The sequence below is a fragment of the uncultured Muribaculum sp. genome (genome assembly GCF_910583865.1).
Classification (GTDB): domain Bacteria; phylum Bacteroidota; class Bacteroidia; order Bacteroidales; family Muribaculaceae; genus Muribaculum.
Genome location: NZ_CAJTYX010000001.1, coordinates 66,087 through 87,236 on the forward strand (window position 1 = coordinate 66,087; position 21,150 = coordinate 87,236).

Genomic DNA, 21,150 nt, shown 5'->3' on the forward strand with positions numbered 1-21,150 from the left:
ATGAGCAACGACGATATGCATCGGGAGGCGGCCGATGCGGGAAAGACGACGCATGACAACCGGCGACGCGGAGGATGGGCCGTGGCCTGCCTGCTTGCACTTGGCGTCCCGGCGTTGCTTTCCGGGCATCCCGACCCTCCGAAGGCGCCGGCCACAGAACTCCCCCCGGTCAATCCTCCGAAGCGCTACGAGATAAAGCCTACTGTGCCCGGCACAGACCGCCACACTCCCGGAAAGGTTTTCCTTGAGCGGGCAGACCGCCTGTGGACGGATGACAGCCGCGATTCAGTGGCCTATCAGATTCTCGTTGGTAACGTGCAGTTTCGCAAGGATGACATGTTCATGTACTGCGACAGCGCACATTTCTACGACCAGGAAGGAAGCTTCGACGCTTTCGGCAACGTAAGGATGGAGCAGGGTGACACCCTCTTTGTCTACGCCGACGAGCTTAACTACAATAATCCCGAGGAGATGGCCGTGTTCTACGGCAACGGCGTGCAGGAGGTCAGACTCATCAACAACGACGTGCAGCTCACCACCGACGTGTTCAATTACGACCTCGGGCAGGACCTCGGATACTACACCAATGGCGGCACACTGACCGACACCGCCAACGTGCTTACATCTATCTACGGAGAGTACAGCCCCACGACAAAGGACGCGCAGTTCCGCCTCGACGTGGTGCTGAAAGACAACGGCGAGCGCGACTTCACCCTCGAGACCGAAGAACTGCTTTACAACACCGACAACCATATCGCACAGATTGTCAAGCCTTCGGTAATCACCACCGACAGCGCCACCGTCTATTCAAGCAACGGTATGTACAACACCGAGGCCGACACCACACGTCTCTACGACCGCTCACTGATAAAGACCCGGCGGGGCAACACGCTCACAGGCGACACACTGTTCTATGACCAGGTGGCCGGCTTCGGCCAGGCATGGGGCAATATGGTACTGACCGACTCTGCCAGACAGTCTGCACTTGAAGGAGGCTACGGGTGCTACTTCGAAAAGCAGGACAGTTCTTTCGCCACCATCCGTGCGCGGCTTCTCGAATACAGCAAGAAGGACACGCTCTACCTCCACGGCGACACTATCCGCACCTATGTGATGCGCAGCGACAGCGATTCAACCCATGTGATGACCGCATATCCACGTGTACGCTTCTGGCGAATCGACCTACAGGGACTGTGCGACTCGCTCAGTGTGGTGGAACGTGACTCGCTGATGTACATGCATCGCCATCCCATAGTATGGAGCGGAGAAAGGCAGGTGTTCGGCAACATCATACAGGTGCATTTCAATGACTCCACTGTCGACTGGGCCAAATTGCCGGAATTCGGCTTCGTGGCCGAGCATGTAGGTGACGAGTTCTACAACCAGCTGACAGGCAAGGAGATGTTGGCGCAGTTTGCCGACGGTTCCATATCGCAGCTCGACGTAAGCGGCAACGTGGAGAACATAATGCTTCCGCAGGAGAATGACTCTACCTACAATAAGATAATCAGCTCCACGAGCAGCTTTTTAAGAGCGCATTTCAACGACTCGACACTGCGGAAACTCACCATGTGGCCCGAGGTCGACGGAACCGTCACCCCCTTGTATCTTGCTAAGAAATCTATCTACTATCTCCCGCAGTTCAAGTGGTACGAGGCTCTTAGACCCAAGGACAAGGACGACATATTCAATGTGCCCCCCGAGATGGAGGCTCTGCTCAAGGAGCCGGATCCCGGTTTGCGGCGACGCAAAGTCAATTGAGCCGGGACTTATTGTGCGTTTTTTTGCATAAATCAAAATTCAATTCCATTTATCGACTATCTCTGATGATTGAGCAATCTGAAAACCGGCTTCCCGTGGCCGAAAGCGCGGGTTTGCGCCTCACCGGGGCAAAAACCTTGTTGTTATTCGTATGCTGCTGGATTTTCTCATGGGCGCTTGGCCTGGTGGTAATCGGCCTCGTGGGTGGCGCTACTCTCGAACGCCTTCGTTGGGCGGTGGTGCTCCAGGACCTTGTGATATTCATGCTCCCGACGGTGATGACATTCCTTATCGCCGCACGCCGTCCATGGCACGTAATGGGCGTGGATCGTGCTCCCGGATGGTTCGGACTGACAAGCACGCTTTTTACGCTTATCATCGCCATTCCGGCCATGAATCTTATCGTGGCATGGAATGAAAGCGTGCATCTACCCGACAGCATGTCCCGGCTGGAAGAGCTGCTGCGCACCTATGAAGCCACTGCAGGCGCTATGGTCGAGGGGCTGTTCGGCGGCACCGGCGTGACCGACCTTATCGTTTCCGTGCTTATCATCGGTGTACTGACCGGTGTGGCCGAGGAGTGTTTCTTCAGAGGCGGTTTGCAATCCATCCTGATGCGTATGTTTCCTAATCCGCATGTGGCAATATGGGTGGCGGCGCTCGTATTCAGCGCCATCCACATGCAGTTTTTCGGTTTTGTACCGCGACTGCTGCTCGGAGCCTTTTTCGGATACCTCTACTGGTGGAGCGGTTCGCTGTGGCTTGCCGTCGCAGCACATGCATTCAACAATTCGCTTGTAGTACTTAACATGTGGCTCATCAGGCGTGGGATTGACAACATCAATCTCGATTCTCTTGGTGCGAGTCCGGGAGGAGGTCATGCCATATTGGCCTTAATGAGCTTCGTGCTCGCATTCGTATCGGTATGGTACATGTGGAGACATCTTCCCAGGATGCGTGACACAGTGAAACAATGAGACTCTGAGCATATTGCACAATTTCCCAGTTAGACAACTCCCGGCAATATGTTTTAAAACAAAGTTACCCAAAACGAGCACACAACACATTATCAAACAACAATATACAATTTTGCAATATGCCTAAAGTTTTCCAAAACGAAAACTTTAGGCATATTTAGTTGTTGGAATGATTGCATAATTGCAGACACTTGCATAACTTTGCATTCACAAAAAAAATACATTTTCCGAACATCCTGCTAACTCTAAGACATAGATGATACAGACAGTAGTCAAACGCGACGGACGCGTCGTGGGATACAACGATGAGAAGATAAAGGCCGCCATCCGCAAGGCCATGTTGCAGACTGAAATCGGGGAGGACGAAAGTCTCATAATGAAGATTACCGACCGCATCTCGATGACAGGCAACGAGCGCATGACCGTGGAGGAAATCCAGGACCGCGTGGAGTTCGAGCTGATGAAAAGCCCGCGCAAGGAGGTGGCAAAACGCTATATCGCCTACCGAGACCAGCGCAACATAGCCCGTCGGGCCAAAACACGCGACATGTTCCTCGAAATAATCGAGGCCAAGAACAACGACATCACCCGCGAGAACGCCAACATGAACACCGATTCCCCGGCAGGTATGATGATGAAGTTCGCGAGCGAGACTACAAAACCTTTCGTCGACGACTACCTACTCTCCCATGAGGCTCGCGAGGCAGTCCGTCAAGGCTATCTGCACATCCACGATAAGGATTACTATCCCACCAAGAGCCTCACCTGCGTCCAACATCCGCTCGACAAGATACTGAAATACGGCTTCACGGCAGGCCATGGCGAATCGCGCCCGGCAAAACGCATAGAGACGGCAAGCATCATCGGATGCATATCGCTCGAAACCGCGCAGAACGAGATGCACGGCGGCCAGGCCATACCCGCGTTCGACTTCTATCTGGCTTCGTTCGTGCGCTCGTCGTATATCGAAGAGGTAAAGACTCTTGAGGCACTGTCAGGCGAGGATCTCAGCGACCTCTACGATGCCCCGATTGACGACTACCTGAAACTGCCTCTCGACGGACTGAAAGGGAAAGAGCGCATGAAACAGCATGCCATAAACGAGACCGTAGGCAGGGTGCACCAGTCGATGGAGGCTTTTATCCACAACATGAACACCATCCATTCACGCGGAGGCAACCAGGTGGTGTTCAGCTCCATCAATTACGGCACCGACACATCCGCCGAGGGACGTTGCATCATCCGCGAGATCCTTAATTCCACCTACGAAGGTGTGGGCAACGGCGCTACAGCCATATTCCCCATCCAGATATGGAAGAAAAAGACCGGCGTGAGCTACAAGCCGGGCGACCGCAACTACGATCTCTACAAGCTCGCATGCAAGGTGACCGCGCGCCGCTTCTTCCCCAACTTCCTGAATCTCGACGCGACGTTCAACCATCATGACAAATGGCGTGCCGACGATCACGAACGCTACCTATATGAGGTAGCCACGATGGGTTGCCGTACACGTGTGTTCGAGAACCGTTATGGCGAAAAGACCTCCGTAGGCCGTGGAAACCTCAGCTTCTCCACAATCAACATCGTGCGCATAGCCATCGAGTGCATGAACATCCAGGACAAGGAAGAGCGCCTGTCACGTTTCTTCAGCCGTCTCGACAACGTGCTCGACATCACCGCACGTCAGCTATGCGACCGGTTCGACTTCCAAAAGACAGCGCTCGCGAAGCAGTTCCCGCTGCTGATGTCGCGCCTGTGGATCGGAGCTGAAAGCCTCAAGCCCACCGACACCATCGAGAATGTAATCAACCAGGGCACTCTCGGCATCGGATTCATCGGACTGGCCGAGTGCCTGGTGGCACTTGTCGGCAAGCATCATGGAGAGAGCGACGAAGCCCAGGAGCTTGGCCTGAAGATAGTGAGCCATATGCGCAGCCGTGTCAATGAATTCTGTGAGCGCTACCAGCACAACTTCTCCGTACTTGCCACTCCCGCAGAGGGATTGTCAGGAAAGTTCACCAAAAAAGACCGCAAGTCGTTCGGTATAATTCCGGGAGTTACCGACCGAACCTATTACACCAACTCCAACCATGTGCCGGTCTACTACCACTGTTCGCCGCGCCACAAGGCCAAAATAGAAGCCCCCTACCATGCGCTCACTGGGGGCGGCCATATATTCTACGTGGAAATCGACGGCGACGCCACGCACAACCCCGAAGCTATCAGCGATATCGTCGACCTCATGGACAAGTACAACATAGGTTACGGATCGGTCAACCACAACCGCAACCGCTGCATGGATTGCGGCTATGAGGACGCGCAGGACAATCTCGACACATGCCCCAAATGCGGCAGCCATGCCATCGACAAGCTACAGCGCATCACAGGCTATCTCGTCGGCACCACCGACCGTTGGAACAGCGCCAAGCTGGCTGAACTTAACGACCGTGTCATACACAAATGACGATGCGGGTGCTTGACATAGTAGCGGGCACAAGCGTAGACGGCCCGGGACTGCGCACATCCATATACCTCGCAGGATGTGACCACGCATGCCGAGGATGCCACAATCCGGAGTCGTGGGGACACGACAGTGGCCACGAGATGAGCGTTGATGAAGTGATGGAGGTGGTACGCGACAACGACTTCAACGTCACCTTTTCCGGTGGAGACCCGCTCTATCAGGCCGAAGCTGTCACGGAACTTGCACGTGCGGTCAAAAGCGCCGGTTACACCCTATGGTGCTATACCGGGTTTACGTATGAGCAGATTGCCGTGCAACCACGCTTCGCCCCCCTTATGTCCCTTGTCGACGTGCTCGTCGACGGCCCTTTCGTGGAGGAACTGCGCGACACGTCGCTCCTTTTCCGTGGCTCCTCCAACCAAAGGCTCATAGACCTGAATGCTACACGCCAATCCGGAAAGCCGGTGATATGGAGTTATCCGACGGAATGACCGCATTTTAGCATGGTTAAAAGGCCATTGGAGATGAACACAGAGGGTTTTTATGCTGTTATCAAAGCATAAAAACCCTTTAATCATGTTACGACACCGACCCATAATAACTATACTTGGACTCTTCATACTCATGGCATGCAGTTCTACCGTGTGGGATGACGTGCCTACTCCAATCAAGGAATTCATATCCTCGTATTGGCCGGGGGCATCTGTCAGCACCTATGACGAACGTAACGACCATTACTACGTCACCATCAAGAACGGCGCATCGCTCGCTTTCGACTCAGGCTATCAGTGGACCTCAATAAACGGCAACGGCGTGCCTGTACCGTCGATACTCATTTTCAACGAAATGCCACGCGTGTACCAGTACCTCGAAGCCCGTGAACTGACTTCCGACCTGATGTCGGCTGAAAATAATCCGCGATCTATTATACTCACGTTCACCGATTTCATACTCGAATACAACAAAGAAACTTCCGAGATAAAAATGATCACTCAAAAAGAGTGACCAAACCTACATGACCTCTGTGCGCCACGTTGCCTCTCCTCCGTACGAAATCATTGCACCTTGGCAAAACGGATACGCGACCGGTAAAGAGGAAATTCGAGGGTGATCACCCATTCCTGCACCGCAAGGGTAGCATAAGCCTCATCATCATCGAGCATCACACCCATCGCATCATACCATTCCACTTCCCACATATGCTCGAAACGCGACGGCATGAGACGCCCTTTAAACATCATAGGATACCACGTCGTGGCACCGATTTCAGCACCACCCAAGTAAAGTATATCGTAGCATCCCGGGCGTGCGCCCTGCACTACTGCCAGACGATACTTGCCGCCAAGGCGCGCACGTGCATCGTCGGTATTACGGTCAAGGTATTCCCAACGGCCTTCCATATAATCGAGAGGAGCGTCCATACGGGCCGCAAGCGTTTCATCGGTCCATCCAGAAAAAAGAGCGTCGCGGGCATCCGTAATCCATTCAGTCATCAGCGTCTCAACGATCCTATCCCCTTCGCCGACCATATGCAGTCTCCCCCGAGGCATCTGAGCCTTGACCGACATAGCCAACACCGGCTCGTCGCTTCCTACATAGATGTCGAGTCTGTCGGCGCTACCGGCGTCAGAGGCACGATGCCACTCAAGGGCAACGGTGTTGAATCCGCGCATAAGGTTCACTCCGTCAAACAGATCGACGGAATCTACGGCCACACGCCGTGAGTCATCTCCGGTATATCCACAACTCAGGCGCAATCCACGACGGTCGAGAACCGAACCATAGTCGGAATTGAATCCACGGAGCGCAATCCAATGTCCGTCGGCGTCTGCCATACCCCACCAGTCGCATGAAAGTCCCCTCCCCTCCTTGACACGAGGTAAGGATGCACGCACTTCAACAGTAAAACCTTCCACATGATCCGGGACAGCCACTTCCTCCGCATCGACGGGATAGTAACGGCGATCCGACACAGAGAGCGCGGCGCATATGTCAACGGCGGCAAGAACCGCGAATAAGACATGGCTCAACGCCACAAAAGAGGAGAGAGGCTTCATGATGTTATCTTGTTTTAAATGGCTTACTTAACCGAGATTGCACAAAGAAATGCTTACATGAACTTGGGAGCCAGGAAAAACAGGCCGAACGACAGGCCGAAGTTCCAGCGATTGCCGGGAGAGTCACTATAACCCGCATAGGCCGACAGCTGCGCGAACGGTAGCGCATAGCTCGCCTTCAGCTCGCCCATGAACCGTGGGTTGCGGAACCATTCGCCATACTCCACCCCATCAATACCCGGCCGCCCCGCGGAGAGCATGGCAGGACGCACCTCGCGCCACGGCATGAAGCAATAAAGCTCGGCACGAAGCTGGAGCATTCCCACCGGATTCCATATCGGGATAAGGCCGAACGTGGTAAACTGGCGCGCACGAAAGCGTGTATTGAAATAGGCGTAGGATGATGGCACGGGACGGAACGCCGGCAGCATAACCTCGGTAGCCGCATAGGTATCGAAAGGCTTCATCGACGAGGCAACAGTGGTAGTCGACACGCCGAGATGCAAACGGTGGGCCAACTCCCAATAGCGTGCGAAGTCGAACTCGGCCTGCAGCCACCATTTACCGGAGCTACGCATGGACAGGTCGTCGCGGTTCTGCGGGAAATAAGTATCATCCCCGTACACACCCGTGACTCCTGCACGCAGCCGCATGCCGGATGTCGGTAGCGACGGATTGTCGAGATTATCGCGTTCATAAAATGCCCGACCCTGAAACAGACGTAACGTAAGACGGTCGCGGTCGACCGGTGTCACCACCAGCGCGTCGTAGAAGCGGTGGCTGAGCCTTCCGGCTCCCGCCGACACTACAATCTTGCCGCTCCGGCCCATAGCCAGACCGTAGTTGAGACGCAGGAACAGCTCGGATGATGTGGCGAGCGTCGATCCCTCGTCATAGAATATGCGGTCGTTGTCATACAGCTTGCTGCGTGTGATCACGCCCTGCAACTCGAGATAAGAAGGTATGGCGCCGCGCATTGCCATACGGGCCTTGGCAGTACATGCCATGTAGCTCTGTCCGATCCATGCATCCACGCCGATATTCAGCGAATTGAAGCTGAGGGTGGAATATCCGGTGGATAGGAACAGCATGGAATTGCTTGTTGAGGTGATATAGCCGCCCATGCCGACGTTGAACTTGTTTTTCACATCGGCGAGCAGGTCGAGCGTGAACAGTCCGGTGGAATCATGGTAGACAGCCTTTGGCACAAGGTTGCGCAATTTACCCGTGGAAATGAGCCGGTAGTAGGCATCTTTGGCGGGAGCGAGGCCGAAAGTATCGGTATCGGTGTGAGTGAACACCGATTTTATAAATGCATTCTGCTTCGCCGAACCGCCGGCCACGCTCACCGAATCGAAACGCACATAGGGCGTGGCCGATTTGAACACCTCGCGGCGCAGGGCGCGTGTCTCTGCCGGTATGCGTGCCGTGACACGGGTCTTGATCGAGTCCATCATCGACATTGCCTTGTCGTAGCCTATAGAGCATATCTGGCGTGCCAAAGGGAAGTCGAGCAGTCCGAACTGCTGCACTGGTACGCGCAACTTTATCCCCTCATCGGCAGGGAGGGAGTAATCATTGTTCTGGATGATCATGTCCTCAAGCTGCTGGAACATGTTGTTACGGTCAGGTTTGGTATCGGGGGCGCTGACATCCACGCCAATCATTATGTCGGGAGCGAAGTCGGACCGCATCACGTCGACGGGAAAATTATCATATATACCGCCGTCGTACATCAGCACACTGTCTATTTCGATAGGCTCGAACACCATGGGAAACGACATGGAGGCGCGTATGGCGTCGCCGAGCGATCCGGAACGCATAACAACCTTATGCTTGTGGTAGACATCGGAGGCCACGCAGCGGAACGGCACAAAAAGCCTGTCGAAATCGCCCCCGCACTGTGCCGAATAGCGGGCGAACAGCTCCATGAAAGCGAAGTTCATCGGGAGCGGATTGATAAGCGAGGTAGGCAGGATGCCGGGAGTGCCGGTGGAATCGCGCAGGCTGAGGTTGAGTTTCACCATGTGGGGAGTGGGATCCTCCTTGGCGTAATAGTAGAGATATGAGGGATTGATAGTACCGGTCGACCAGTATGAAAAGTCCTTCGAGAGGAGCATTTCGAGCATCTCGTCAGTAGTGTAGCCGGCAGCATACAGTCCGCCGATTATCGCGCCCATCGATGTCCCGGCGATGTAGTCGATGGGGATATTATTCTCCTCCAAAGCCTTGATGACACCGATATGGGCTATGCCCTTTGCGCCGCCACCACTCAGTACGAGCCCCACCGACTGCTGTCCGGCAGCTTCCTGCTTTTCCGGGGCTACTGCAGCCGGCAGGGACGGTACGCACAACGACAGCGCCAGGCAGCCCGCAATCAGACGACCGCGCAGGAGATGACGCTCAAACATTGCCGTCGGAGATGAACGAGTCCTTGAAACCTATGAAGTATAGAACGCCGTCAAGTCCTATCGTTGACAGGCTCTGACCGGCAGTGGCCTTCACCTTGGGCTTGGCGTGGTAGGCGATGCCGAGTCCGGCGGTGGTGAGCATGGGCAGGTCGTTAGCACCGTCGCCAACGGCTATCGTCTGGGCGATGTTGATGTTCTCGACCTGTGCGAGCAGGCGCAGCAATTCGGCTTTGCGCGGGCCATTTACTATAGGTCCGAGATGGCGGCCGGTAAGCTTTCCGTCGACAATCTCCAGTTCGTTGGCATACATGTAGTCGAAGCCGAACTTCTGCTTCAGATAGTTGCCGAAATATGTGAATCCGCCGGAGAGTATCGCGGTCTTGAATCCGGCGCGCTTCAGCACCTGCATCATGCGGCCAACTCCTTCAGTGACGGGCAGATTCTCGGCAATCTCGCGCATCACGCTCTCGTCAAGCCCTTTCAGAAGGCCTACACGCTCGCGGAAGCTCTCATCGAAGTCAATCTCGCCGCGCATGGCACGCTCGGTGATGGCCTTTACCTTGTCACCCACGCCGGCGCGCATGGCAAGTTCGTCGATGACCTCTGTCTCGATGAGCGTGGAGTCCATGTCGAAGCACACCAGACGGCGGCAACGTCGGTACATCGTGTCCTCCTGGAGCGATATGTCGAAATTCTCACTTGCCGACAGTCGCATGAACTCACTCTGCATGCGGTCGACGTCGCGAGGATTGCCTCGTACGGAAAATTCCACGCATGCTTTTGCTCCTGCGGGCTTCGATTCCTCGAGCGGCACGCGTCCGGTGAGGCGCTGTATGCCGTCGATGTTAAGCTGCTGCTCGGCGATAATGGAAGTGACTGCAGCAATCTGGCGTGCTGTGAGCTGACGGCCAAGGATGGTCACGATCCAGCGGTTCTTGCCCTGCATGGTGACCCATTCCTCGTATTCGGCCACTGGGACGGGCGTGAAGCGTATCTGCACGTTAAGTTCCGAGGCCTTGAAGAGCAGATCCTTCATGATGTTGCCCGACAGGTCACCGGAGGTCTTGAAGAGTATGCCGAGTGAGAGGGTATGGTGTATGTCGGCCTGACCGATGTCGAGGATGGAGGCGTCGTAGCGCGCGAGAATGTCGGTGAGCGTGGCAGTGACTCCCGGACGGTCGTAGCCGGAGATGTTTACGAGGATAAGTTCGGTGTTCATTGGGGAGAAGGCACTTGGATTTGGCGTTGTTGATGCGTATCAGCGCAGACGGCAGGGAAACGCGTCAGCAGCAGGAATGATATTTGACCAGACCTTCCATGGGTGTGCGGAGCACGATGGAGATGGTCGTGTCGAGAGCTGCGGCAGCCTCGTCGAGGACATTACGGTAGTGGAAGGCGATGGAGCCTACGAAGCCCACGGGAAGCGACCGGTAGTTGTCATACTGGGCTACGTTGCGCACGAAGAACGACTTGAACTCGTTGAGCACCAGACGGTGGATGGCGGGTTCCTCGATGTTTTTTAGGAGAAAGGGCGTGACGCTCGCCAGAAAGCGGTTGGGCATCGGCTCCTTGTAGACACGGCGCAGAATGGCGGCGGAGTCGAGGTTGTATTCATCAAGGAAGCGGTCGCACAGCTCGCGCGGCAGTTGATGTTTGAGCACGTCGCCTATGAGATGACGGCCGAGCACAGCGCCGCTCCCCTCGTCGCCGAGTATGTAGCCCAACGGGCTTATATGGTCCTTTATGAGAGTGCCGTTGTAGTAGCCGGAGTTGGCCCCGGTGCCGAGTATGCAGGCAATGCCGCACTCTCTGCCGAAGAGGGCACGAGCCGCACCGAGCAGGTCGGAATGAGCCTCGACAGCCTCGACCGGTATGTTGGAACGGATTGCGCGTCGCACGGTGCGGCACACGTCATCATCGACACATCCGGCTCCGTAGAAGTACACTTCTGTCACCTCCTTGGCGAGGTCGCCGAGCTGAAGCATAAGCTCGTCATCGATATATTGGGAGATTTCCTCTTCGGTAAGAATCAGTGCGTTGATGCCGGAGGTGAATATCTGCTTCACCACCTTCCCGGCATCGACCAAAGCCCACTCGACCTTGGTGCCGCCGCTGTCGGCAATAAGTTTCATTCTCTTAAACGGTTACTATTAGAGATTGTCAAAATTTCACTTAACTCCCGCAAATTTAGCAATAATTATGGAAACAGTGCAAAGATTCACACCGCTAAATCAAACAACGTTCCACAAACAGCGACCACATCTCACATATTCACATATCTCTATAATCCGAATACGGAAATCATTCCCATTTTATGTGATTCCGGAAAGTTTTGAAAAGATTCGGTCTCCTGATTCTAACCTCTTCAAAGCGGTATGGCCGGGAATCAGCGGGCGAGGTTGAGGTTGAATGTAATGCCGTAGTTGGAGTTGGTGGTGGGATAGGCGGAGGAGGAGATGAGGGGGGTGTTGACCTGGTGGTCGATGTAGGCCGAGATGGTCATGCGGCGGCTCATTACGTAGGATGCGGAGAGGTTGAAGCCGATGGTGCGCGTGCCTGAAGTGGCCTGTGTGTAGTTGGTCTCGATGCGGCGTATGAGTGCCTGGGTCTGCTGGTAGGAGAAGTCGGCGTTGATGGTCAGGTCGTTGGATATGCCCTGGCCTGAACCGCGCATCTTCAGCACGGTGTTGAAACCGACAATCTTGTAGCCCACACCGGCGGTGATATTGCGGGTGTTGGCCTCGACGAGCTGTCCGGCATCGGAGTTGAGTGTGAGCGTGCGTCCGTCGCGGTATTCAGCGTTGAATTTAAGCTCATTCTTGAGCGTGACAGCCACGCCGATCAGAGGGGCGAACTTCTCGGTAATGGACACGGTGGAAATATTGTAGGGCGACGAAGGTATGGGCGCACCGTCGGCATTAGGCACGAAGCCCATGTCGCCACGGCCCACCTGCATCCAGTTAAGGTAGGAGCCATATGAGCCCACAGTGTAGGTACACTGGTAGGCATGATTGAGGGTTATGGTCTTGAATATGTTGCTGAGACGGCCAATGCGTATAAGTCCGTCATAGGTCACACGCCAGTTGGGGAGCATGTCGGCAAGCTTCGGGAAGGGAGTAAGATAGATTTTGCGGGCATCCACACCGGTGTAGGCGGCGATGAACGCAGGTATGAGCACGTCTGACGATGCGCGGTTGGCCTCTCCGACCGATGTGGAGAACGGCCGCCCGGCATTGGGATTGTCGGCCATGAATCCCCCGGTAGGATACGTAGTGCCAGCATAGCGAGCCTCGATACGGCGAGCTATGACAGGGATGTTTTCGAGGAACTGATTGAAAGCTGCACTGTTGTAGCCATCCTCCGCACGCGACGTGCGCAACGCAGTGCGCAGCGCGCAGTGGGTCTTGGTGTAGCTGCCGCTACGCGTGGTAGGCATATCGGCATACATGAACTGCACCTGGCTGGAATGATTGTCGGTACGGTTGTTGGTGAGCTTGATCTTCAGACCGCGCACAGGTTCGAGGTCAATGTCGAGGTTGAACTCGTTGGTGGTCGACCATATGGAGGGCGAAGTCTGGTTGTCATCGATCATGAGCCATCCGCGCTCCTTGGCCTTGACCACGTAGTCCTCGCCGGAGAATCCGAAAGCAAAGTCCAGACCGGGCGACATAGGGCCGTAGCTGCGGCTCTGTCCGAACACGTTGCCGATGTCAGGCCCGAATAGCGGGAGCGACATGGAATGGCTGGTGCGGTAGCGTATATTGACCGAACGCGTGAGCATGGCGAAACGCGTGGCATGCTCGCCAATTTCTCGCCATATCGATTTGTCGTCCTTGAGCACCTCGATTACGGTGAACTTTATGTTCTGGTCTCCACGTGTCAGCACCTCGACAGTGTTGAGGTCCTTCACACGCGTGCTCACCGGGAACGGCTTGCCGTCGGTGGTCGCGGCGGTGACTTTCACCTTGCGGTTGCGCAGGTTGTGGCGTATGACGAGCGACGTGTCGGCATTGAGCTTGAAAGTACGTTCGAACCGCTTGGCCTTGCGCGGTGCCGTAGGCCGCTTCGACGACGAGAAACGCTGGTTGATTTTCTTCAAGTATGAGAACTTGTTGTAGAGCCCTTCGAGATTGATGCGGCCGTCGAAATTCCACGCCCCCTGGTTGGCGATGGTGTTTCCCACCTTCTCGCCATCGACGGTAGCGCCACGGTCCCAGCGGTAGGTGGCATTGTATGTCACAGATCCAGTAAGAAAGTCAACCACAGGAATACGCGAGAACGGAGCCTTGTAGTTGGCAGTGAACGTCTGGTTGTAGGCCCATGGCGTGCCGAGGTGCAGGATAGAGCGTATCACTGTGTCGCGCCATTCCTTATAGCGGTCGGGGAACAGCCGGCGGTTGACAGCGCCCACAGGCTCCTCGATGCGTGCCGAAGTGTTGCTCGAGAAGTTGAATGTGAGTTGCTTGGTAAGATTCCATGTGAGGTTGAGCTGACGGTCCCACAGGAAGTTCTTGCTAACGGCCACCGGGAGCTTCATCATCTGGTCGACCTCAGAGCGTGTCTGCTGCTCGTAGTAATAGCGCGACATGGTGGTGAGGAACGATATGTTTGACGGCAGATAATTGACCTCCCACTCCTTGAAGAACTTCAGGTTGCGATTCTTCGACTTCATCCATCCGAAAGGCTTGAGACCCTTGAGATATGGCGACCATGAGTATTGCAGCGAGCCACGGTAGTCATTGGTGTTCTCATACTCCGTGGTAGGGTCGGTGTTATGGCGCTTGTTGAACGAGAAGTTGAACACGAAGTTGGCCGGATCCCACGGCATCGGCTTCTCCGACCGGCGGTCGAACTGGAGGCCTGATATGCTGAAACTCTTGATTGTGGTCTTTTCTATGGCGTAATCACGTATGGAGTCACGTTCGGCCTTCGTGGCGGCTTCGTCGAGGGCATCCTTCAGAAGCACGTCCTGATCGAGCGGATTATATTTGGGCAGAGTGGTCTCGTTGCTTACCGAGTAGTAGACCGGAGCTTTCAATTTAAGCTTCTCCGGGAAGAAACGGCCCATGTCGGCCTGCACGGCGAAGTTGAACTGACGGTAATCGTCCATACGGCGCGCGTTGAGCGGCTGGTCCACTCCGCCGAATCCTGCGGTCTCGATGTGGGTGCCGAAGTTGAGTGTGGCGATGTCGCTGACACCGAGGTTGACGTTGGCCTTGGCAGCCCATCCGCCCGACTCGTCGAAATCGGTCACTTTAAGCTCATTTACCCACACGATACCGTCGCGCGCGGTCGACGCGTTGTTGCGCACACCGATCATCATGACACGCACATCACTTAGCGAAGGGTTGCCCATCACCGCCATGCGGTTGGATTCGTTGTCGGGGTCGCGCCCGGTGAACAACGTAGTATAGCCTACCCCGCTGGCAGGATCATGCTTTGCACGGTTGCGCTCCTTCTTGAGGTTGACAAGCTCCTGAAGGGCGAAATCGAAGCGGTTGGAGAGCGGCCACACAGCGTAGCGGTCCTCGACGTTGTCCTGCGCATACTTCTTGTGAGGCGTAAGAGTCAAAGGTATCTCGTACTCATAATAATTGTTTTTCACGTCCGAGCCGAGGCGCAGGAATATCGACAGCTCGCCGCTGCGGAGATTGGTGACATTCTCTATAAGGCTCTCGGCATGCACCCACATCTGGAGGCGCTTGTAGTTGCGCAGGTCGTGCTGCGTGTTGCGGTAGACGGCACGCGCGTCACCGGCCTGAAGGCCGAGCACCTTGAGCGACATCGACTGCTCGTTGAGCTGCAGGATCTGCGACTGCCCCGGATCTGTGGCTCGCGTCACCCCGGGAGGAAGCACGTAGTTGACCGGCTCTCGCCCGGCGTTCTCCTCGATGTTGACCACTGATATGTCAAGTTCGCCCTCGGCGGGAGAGTCGCCACGGGTGTTGAGCGAAAAGTCGTAGGGACGCCACTCACCGCGCACCAGCTCGAGTGTGGCGAAGCGCAGATGGGTAGTGGCCTTGAAACCGGTCATGAACATACGCATGAAGCGCACGGTGGAGAAGTCGTTGATCGAGCCAACCACGCGCTCATAGTCGGAAAGAGGTATCTTGAACTGGTACCATTCCGCCATCTGGGTGGATCCGTCGCGGCATATCACGGGCGAAACCTGCTTGTCGGTGATGTAATTCTTCCCGACCACCAGATCCTCGGGACGTAGTGATACCTTATACTGGAAGTAGCGCTCATACTCGTTGAGGGTGTTGTCCTGGTTGATGTCCTCCACGTCAGGTCCGGTGCGCGCGCTCTGATATAGCGGCTCCGGTGCGTCGGAGGGCGACAGCGAGTTGCCTTCGACACCGTTGTAACGCTTGTAACGTTCGAGCACACCGAGACGCCTCTCGTCGTAGTCGTAGCCACGATAGAAGTGGTAATTGTCGCCTGCAGGGTCGTTGAACGGGGAGAACTGGTCGGAGTACATGCGGTCGAGAGCGTCCGGAGCAAGTTTACGCCGCAGTCCGTCAAGATAGTCGGAATAAGAGCTGAAAGTAAACTCCTCATCATTTTTCAGACCATCGAGCCCCACGTCCTGCACCAAACGCGAACCGGCATTGTTGTCAAAGGCGTATGTGAGCGAATTCTGGCGCGAGACACGTCCCCACACTGTCTCTTCGAGAAACTGGTTGTTGCCGTCGTAAGGTATGCCGTTCTCATAGCTCTTGAGTCCATCCTTCAAGATATCCTCGCTGACCTCGCCGAAGTTGATGTAGAAATCACCACCTTCGGTGTTCGGATTGTCGGGATCTAGAAACGGGTTGAGAAGCCAGAACTGCACATACTCGATGTTGGCCTGCTCGAAATTGGTGTTGTCAAGGCGTCGCATGATGCCACCCCAACGCTTTTCAGGCTGCATGAGATTTCCCTGATCGTCGATGTTGACGGCATCGAGGTTGTAGGGTCCGCGCTCGGTAGGATAAAACGACAGGTTGAGCGTCTGAATGAGGTTGGACTCTCCGTAGGCAAGCTGACGGTCGGGGAATATCTCGGTCGATGTCACCTCGCGCACATAAGGGTTGGAGAGCTGCTTGAGGTCGGAAGCGATGTAACCGGGGCAGAGCGACGAGTTGCGCTGCGTGAACATGCGGTCGATATAGTACCACGCCAGCAACGCTCGGTTCTTGCCATAGTCTACGTTGTTGCTGAGTGCCGCCTCAGGGAAAAGAGCGTTGTTACCTTGCTGATAAGGAGTGGAAGCAAGAGACCATGCATAGGGAGAACGCAGGTCTATACCCGTCTGTGTCGACTCGAAGTCGTCTACATAGGATGACCCCTTGTTGGAGCCTGACTTCTGTTTATGTGGCTGCAGTCGGGCAGCCTCGGCCTGTATGCTCAGTGTCGACGGCTGTGTAGCGTTGACGGTGGGAATCTTGTTGAGAAGATTCGTCAACCACATGAATCGCGTGTTGTAGGCGAGGTTTATGCCGAACATTGTGTTGTTGACGGTCTCATCGCCTATATTGACTTTCTCGGTCAAAGCTTTCTCAGAGAAATGCATTATGGTGGCCCCGAGGTTGAAGTCCTTGCTGAACTTGTAGTTAAGGTCAAGTCCGAGGAGGGTCTTTCGCTGAAGGTTGAACATCGACTGGTTTTCGAGCGTGACCGATATGCTCTGACCCGAGTCGATGATGCTCTGGTTGGTTATGGTGACCACTCCCATGGCATAGTCGACGGTATAGTCGGAATTCTCGGTAAGCCGCACGCCACCGGCCATCACCACCACCGATCCACGCGGCACGTTCATGGCGTTGAGGCGTATCTGCGAACCTCCGGAGGCCTGGTATTCTCCTGAGATTACGTATTTGTTCTTGTGGGCGAACTGGCGTGCCACCACAAGAGTGGAGTCGTAAAGCTCGGGATAGGTGTAGTTTTCTGCGATGACAGGGTTGCCGATCGATTTCTCAAGATGTGATCCGAACGGCTCGGCCACAGGGAAGATAATCTTACCGGAAGATGCAAGCACCGTATAGCCCTCGATGAAATCGAAGAATCCGTCGGGATTCCCCTCCTGGTTGGAGTCGAGACGGTCGAGGTTCATCACCTGCAGGAGCGGTTTGTCGGTGAGTCCGGGCACGGGAAGATAATTGATCTGCGTGCCGGTCGTATCGCTCAGATACTTGATGTTTAGGCGGAAGTTGCTCTTCTCCACCTGGTATGCGCCGAGCGAATATACATTCTTCATCATTAGCTTCCACATAGGCACCCGCGGGGAGGTGGTCGTGTTTTTAAGCATCTTGACGAAAAGAGCGTCGGACGACGTAGTGATGTCGGCGGAGAATTCTCCGACCTGGTAGACTTGCCCGCGATAAGTGTACTCGTAAGCCACGCCAAGCACTTCGTCGGCGTTGAGGGCGGTTTTCAGAGATATATATCCGAGAGTGGAGTTGAGGGTGTATTCCGATGACTGGAGCAGACGTGCGCTCTCCACTTTCTCGAAGTCACGGCCACCCTCTATGCCGAACGCCTGCAAGGGGTCGAGAGCCTGAGTGACGGTGTTGATGTTGCGTGCTCCCGGATATTCGGTCTTTATTATCTCCAGAAGGGCGTTGGAGGTGTTGGATGGATTGGGCACTGCGGGATTGGGTCGCCAGTAATCGCTGGCAAGCACCTGACTCTCGCCGAGATCCATGAATGAGACAATATTGCGCGACTGGTTGTAATTGCCGCTCTTGTTGGTGACCCACACTTCGATGCGCGTAATCTTTACTCCGGAAGCCACGTATGGGAGCTTCGATGCGAATGTGTCGTAATTGTCGCGGAAGAAGTGGGCGAGGAAGAAGTGACGGTTCTGGTCGTACTGGTCGGCGTTGACCGAGAACTTGGTGGTCTGCACGCCGCCCTTGGTCGATACCGACCGCGACTCGCTGTTCTGCTGCGAGACAAGGGCTGTCGCGGTAAGCTTTCCGAACTGTAATGTTGATTTTATACCGAAGAGTGCAGAGCTACCGCGAATAAGCGACGAACCTGTGGTCATCGACACGTTACCGGCCTCTATGCTCTTCACGATGTCATCCTCCTTGCCTTCATAAGCAAGAGTGATATTCTTGGAGTCAAAGTCGAAAGTGGCGTCGGTATTGTAGTTGAGACCGAACTTCATGCGGTCGCCTACAGAAGCGTTGACGTTGGCCTGTATCTTCTGGTCGAAGTCAAAATAAGTGCGCCGCCGGGCTGTCAGTGACAGAGCCGGATTGTCGGTCTTGTTGCTCTTGACACCCATCGACATCTGCACGGAGCCGGTGGTCTTGAGTTTGACACCGCCGGGACCGAAAATCTTCTCTAAAGGCCCGAGGGCGAAGTTCATGTCGAGCACGTTGAACGGCTCCTTATCCTTGACACCCTGCACCAGCTCTCCGTTGCGCTTGTTGAAGTACTGCTGCATGGAACGCCTGAGTTGCAACTGGTTGTATTGCTCCGGAGTCAGCATGAATGGTGTGGCTATGTCAAACTCGCCGACCTTTGTGCGCACGATGTAGCATCCGGACTCGATATCATACTCTACTTCGGTGCGGATGTTGGATGGAGTGGACAGGTCGGCGGCAAGTTCGTCCTCGGCGAGGGCCTGGTAATCAGGCGGTATGGTGGGAGTAAGCACCGGGAGGCCCGAACTGTCGGGAAGCGAGGAAAGTCCTGTAACCGGGATGTCGCGCGATGGAGGCGGTGGAGGCATTATGGCCGGGTCACGATACTGCGGAGATGCAAGCGCACGAGGGATAGCCACCCCCCAAAGCAACATGGCCACGACAACCGCCAGAAACAGCATCGTGGTATATTGCGTTGGCCTATAGCCTTTTGCCGACTTCAAAAGTCGCAAGAAATGTATATATAACTCCGGTCTGTTAAGTCCCATTCATGGAAAGGACGCCCTTACTGTGGAGGCATCCGCATGCACTATTAACGTGCTCCCCGTCCCGTTTATTTTAAGAGGTTGTCTAAAAACGCCCACCTATAACTATACATATCAGCACTCCGCAGAGAAAGAATGCCAGCGACGGTAGGCGTAGCCGAGCATTGAGAAGGCGGCACGGTCGAGTTCCTCACGGAACTGAGGTGCGGCGATGGATATAAGCATACGCGCACGGTCAATCATGTTCCTACCACGGAGATTGACAGCGCCGTACTCTGTAACGACCCAGTTGGTCTGGAAGCGGGTTGTCACGACCCCGGCCCCGGAGGTAAGCACGGGCTTTATCTTACTTTGACCGCCCGAAGTGGTCGAAAGCATTGCTATGAAAGATTGTCCGCCAACACTGCGCGACGAGCCGTAGACGAAATCCTGCTGGCCGCCTACGCCGGAATAGATGCGCGTGCCGATGGAATCGGCGCACACCTGACCGGAAAGATCGATTTCAAGACAGGAGTTGATGGCGGCCATATTGTGGTTCTGTGCTATGACGAATGGATCGTTCACCCATGCTATGTCACGGAATATGACGCCCGTGTTATGGTCAAGAAAATCGTACAGACGGCGTGTGCCCAGGGCAAGAGATGCCACAGAGCGTCCAGGCTCTACCTGTTTGCATGAGTTGTCGACAACCCCCGACTCAATCAGAGGCATCATGCCGTCGGTCATCGCCTCGGTGTGCAGCCCGAGATGCTTGTGGGAGCATAGGGAGTGAAGAACGGCGTTGGGTATCGTGCCTACACCGACCTGCAGCACCGCCCCGTCGGGAATCCGCTCGGCAATGTAGCGCCCTATGCGCAGTTCGTTTTCGGTAGGCGGAGTGTCGGGCGTCTCGGCCAAAGGATCGTTGACATTCACCAAAGCATCGATTCTCGACATATGTATCACGGAATCTCCATATGTAAATGGCATGAGTGGATTTATCTGCGCTATGATAATTTTCGCACACTCCACGGCGGACGGCGTAAGATCGGCCGACACCCCGAAAGACACGTAGCCATCCTTGTCCGGCAACGAACAGTTGATAAAGGCCACATCGAGCTTTATAGTGCCGTCACGGAAAAGCTGCGGTACCTGGCCGAAAAATCGCGGTGTAGTGGTAGCGTACCCCTGGTTGACCCATCCGCGCACTGCGTTTGACACGAAAAACGAATCGATAAGGAAGGAATCCTTCAATGATGGATCGCACAACGGTGAAACACGTCGGCCGAGAGCGAAAGCGTTGAACAGCACCACGTCGCGCAACTCGTCGCCACGCCTTGCGAGTGCCGCGATCAAAGCTTCAGGAATAGAACAACTGCCTTGGACGAACACGTGATCGCCGCTCTTGACCATTTTCACCGCTTCGTCCGGTGTCATATACTTGGATTCCATATCTTCTTCACTTTAATTCAACGAACCATGATAATGAACCGACTGAAAGTAAAGCTACTGAATCAGTCCTACATGGTAAACGCGCCCGTTTTTTTACACACTTCGGGGAGTTTTGTGCAAAGATAGGATATTTTTCCGAATCACAAAG

At 55.0% G+C, this 21,150-nt stretch carries 11 protein-coding genes; 5 read left to right on the forward strand and 6 right to left on the reverse strand.

Annotation, left to right across the window (positions count from 1 at the left end):
* The 5 genes from QZ303_RS00230 (at window position 1) to QZ303_RS00250 (ending at window position 6,207) form a co-directional block, all read left to right on the forward strand.
* Window positions 1-1,761, forward strand: coding sequence for an OstA-like protein (locus tag QZ303_RS00230; protein WP_295727663.1), 1,761 nt, complete (start codon window positions 1-3; stop codon window positions 1,759-1,761).
* 65 nt (window positions 1,762-1,826) lie between these two features.
* Window positions 1,827-2,738: a CPBP family intramembrane glutamic endopeptidase gene (locus QZ303_RS00235; protein ID WP_295727664.1), complete on the forward strand. Its 912-nt coding sequence runs from the start codon at window positions 1,827-1,829 to the stop codon at window positions 2,736-2,738.
* A 256-nt stretch (window positions 2,739-2,994) separates the two neighbouring features.
* Window positions 2,995-5,202: an anaerobic ribonucleoside triphosphate reductase gene (locus QZ303_RS00240; protein ID WP_295727666.1), complete on the forward strand. Its 2,208-nt coding sequence runs from the start codon at window positions 2,995-2,997 to the stop codon at window positions 5,200-5,202.
* Window positions 5,203-5,204: 2 nt separating this feature from the next.
* Window positions 5,205-5,693: an anaerobic ribonucleoside-triphosphate reductase activating protein gene (gene nrdG / locus QZ303_RS00245; protein ID WP_295727668.1), complete on the forward strand. Its 489-nt coding sequence runs from the start codon at window positions 5,205-5,207 to the stop codon at window positions 5,691-5,693.
* Window positions 5,694-5,778: 85 nt separating this feature from the next.
* Window positions 5,779-6,207 (forward strand): hypothetical protein, encoded by a 429-nt coding sequence (locus QZ303_RS00250; RefSeq protein WP_295727670.1) that lies wholly within the window; start codon window positions 5,779-5,781, stop codon window positions 6,205-6,207.
* A gap of 50 nt (window positions 6,208-6,257) precedes the next feature.
* Here the strand turns inward: QZ303_RS00250 and QZ303_RS00255 are convergent, their stop codons facing one another.
* The 6 genes from QZ303_RS00255 to QZ303_RS00280 form a co-directional block, all read right to left on the reverse strand.
* Window positions 6,258-7,259, reverse strand: coding sequence for a hypothetical protein (locus QZ303_RS00255; protein ID WP_295727671.1), 1,002 nt, complete (start codon window positions 7,257-7,259; stop codon window positions 6,258-6,260).
* A gap of 53 nt (window positions 7,260-7,312) precedes the next feature.
* Window positions 7,313-9,670, reverse strand: a complete 2,358-nt coding sequence (locus QZ303_RS00260; RefSeq protein ID WP_295727673.1) for a patatin-like phospholipase family protein — start codon at window positions 9,668-9,670, stop codon at window positions 7,313-7,315.
* The gene (gene serB / locus QZ303_RS00265) at window positions 9,663-10,889 is read right to left on the reverse strand and encodes a phosphoserine phosphatase SerB (protein ID WP_295727675.1); all 1,227 of its coding nucleotides are present in this window, start codon (window positions 10,887-10,889) and stop codon (window positions 9,663-9,665) included. The genes QZ303_RS00260 and serB overlap by 8 nt, the downstream gene beginning before the upstream one ends.
* Before the next feature lie 64 nt (window positions 10,890-10,953).
* Window positions 10,954-11,802, reverse strand: coding sequence for an ATPase (locus QZ303_RS00270; protein ID WP_295727677.1), 849 nt, complete (start codon window positions 11,800-11,802; stop codon window positions 10,954-10,956).
* Between the two features lie 254 nt (window positions 11,803-12,056).
* Window positions 12,057-19,538 carry a cell surface protein SprA gene (sprA, locus tag QZ303_RS00275; RefSeq protein ID WP_295727679.1) on the reverse strand — a complete coding sequence of 2,494 codons (7,482 nt, stop codon included), beginning with the start codon at window positions 19,536-19,538 and terminating at the stop codon, window positions 12,057-12,059.
* 147 nt (window positions 19,539-19,685) lie between these two features.
* A complete protein-coding gene (locus tag QZ303_RS00280; RefSeq protein WP_295727681.1) occupies window positions 19,686-21,002 on the reverse strand; it encodes an acetyl-CoA hydrolase/transferase C-terminal domain-containing protein in 1,317 nt (438 codons plus the stop codon).
* Window positions 21,003-21,150 lie beyond the last annotated feature (148 nt).